At 40.5% G+C, this 1,792-nt stretch carries 4 protein-coding genes; all 4 read left to right on the forward strand.

What is annotated here, in order from left to right:
• Positions 1-557 (forward strand): tetratricopeptide repeat protein (locus PX636_RS19810; RefSeq protein WP_288118444.1); only part of this gene is annotated, 557 nt, incomplete at its 5' end.
• Between the two features lie 60 nt (positions 558-617).
• Positions 618-836: a type II toxin-antitoxin system HicA family toxin gene (locus tag PX636_RS19815; protein ID WP_288118446.1), complete on the forward strand. Its 219-nt coding sequence runs from the start codon at positions 618-620 to the stop codon at positions 834-836.
• Positions 833-1,042, forward strand: coding sequence for a type II toxin-antitoxin system HicB family antitoxin (locus tag PX636_RS19820; protein WP_008206452.1), 210 nt, complete (start codon positions 833-835; stop codon positions 1,040-1,042). The genes PX636_RS19815 and PX636_RS19820 overlap by 4 nt, the downstream gene beginning before the upstream one ends.
• Positions 1,043-1,388: 346 nt before the next feature.
• Positions 1,389-1,640: a type II toxin-antitoxin system Phd/YefM family antitoxin gene (locus tag PX636_RS19825; protein WP_044034576.1), complete on the forward strand. Its 252-nt coding sequence runs from the start codon at positions 1,389-1,391 to the stop codon at positions 1,638-1,640.
• Positions 1,641-1,792 lie beyond the last annotated feature (152 nt).

Here is a 1,792-nt window from a genome sequence, read left to right on the forward strand (position 1 = left end):
AACCTCTCTTTTTGCGAGCGCTGGCGATTACAGAAAAGCAATTAGGAGAAGAGCATCCTGATGTGGCCAACAGTTTCAACAATCTGGCTGGTCTTTATTATGATCAAGGGAAATACGCAGAAGCAGAACCTCTCTTTTTGCGCTCGCTGGCGATTACAGAAAAGCAATTAGGAGAAGAGCATCCTGATGTGGCGACCAGTCTCAACAATCTGGCGGATCTTTATCGCGCTCAAGGGAAATACGCAGAAGCAGAACCCCTCTATTTGCGAGCACTGGCGATTCGGGAAAAGCAATTAGGAGCAGAGCATCCTCATGTGGCCAACAGTCTCAACAGTCTGGCGATTCTTTATCAGTCTCAAGGGAAATACACAGAAGCAGAACCGCTTTATCAAAAAGCGATTGCTATTTGTTCGGAAAAATTAGGAGAAAATCACCCCGACACTCAAACAGTAAAAAATAATTATAATCTGATGCTTTCTCAACTTCCCGATGAGGAATTAAGCCAACGCTTTCCCCCCGAAATGGTCGAAGATATCCAATCACTCCGTCATTCCTAGATTCTTTGTAATACCTTAATAATGCTCAAACTGCAATAAAATTACTCCAGCAGATAGTAAATGCCTAAAAAAATACGAGAACTCAAGTCTATACTTCTGAAAGCAGGGTTTACCTATCGCCCCGGTAAAGGTAGTCATACCGTTTGGAGCCATCCCCGTTTAGAATATAGCTTGACCCTGTCAGGCAAAGATAGTAGTGATGCTGATCGCTACCAGGAAAAAGATGTAAGAAACGCACTTCGGAAACTAGCAAACTTAAATCAAGGAGACAACCCATGAATTATCACTATAGTATTTTTATTCAATGGTCAGAAGAAGACAACAAATTTATCGCCCATCTACCTGAATTTGGACCCTATGCTCATACCCATGGTGAAACCTACCATGCAGCTCTACAAAATGCCCTTGAAGTTCTAGATCTCCTTATCGAAGACTACACTGCACGAGGCAAATCTCTCCCACCTCTCCGGGCTATTTCCGCATAGCCCAAATATTCTCAGTTCAGTAATATCTCCTAGTAAGTACCTAAGCAAAATTAATTACACATTTCGATCAAGCTTTTGCCTTTTGCCTCTTGCCTTTTGCCTATCCTAACCAAGAAATTAATTTTGCACGACTACTTATTTAACCGTTCATAGAACATTTTATACCATGATCTCGGAAAAGCCAAAATAAACATTATGCAAGTTACGGCTTAGATCATTACTAAAGTTGTCATATCGCCTTCTTCTCGATCAGAACTGAAAAGCCCAAAATAAATAATGAAAACGTCAGCCAACAAGCAATTTTTGCTTTATTATGAGAGTAATTCCCAAAAACCTTAAGCGATTTATGTATCAAGTTACCGTTGATTACGCCAAAGCCAACCTAGAAAAACTCTGTGATCGCACTGAAAAAGAACCCGATGGAGTAGTGATCGTTCGTGAAAATCGCAGTTATATTCTCATCACTAAAGAAGAATGGGAATCCTTAGCTGAAACCAGCGAACTCATGCAAGATCCCAAACTATTACAACACATTGCATCAGCACGACGAGAATATGCCGCAGGAGAAACCCTAACAATGGAACAAGTATTTGGATGACAACCTACACAATTGTCTTTTCTAAACAAGCGCGAAAAGATCCCGACGAACTCACCCAAAAACAGAAAGTCAAACTTCAAGAAATTTTAACTAACATAATTGCAATTAATCCCTATATTGGCAAATCCTTAAAAGGCGATTTAGAAGGCTTG

Origin of the sequence: Microcystis sp. M53598_WE2 (genome assembly GCF_030067735.1) — a bacterium.
In the GTDB taxonomy this organism is placed as follows: Bacteria; Cyanobacteriota; Cyanobacteriia; order Cyanobacteriales; family Microcystaceae; genus Microcystis; species Microcystis aeruginosa.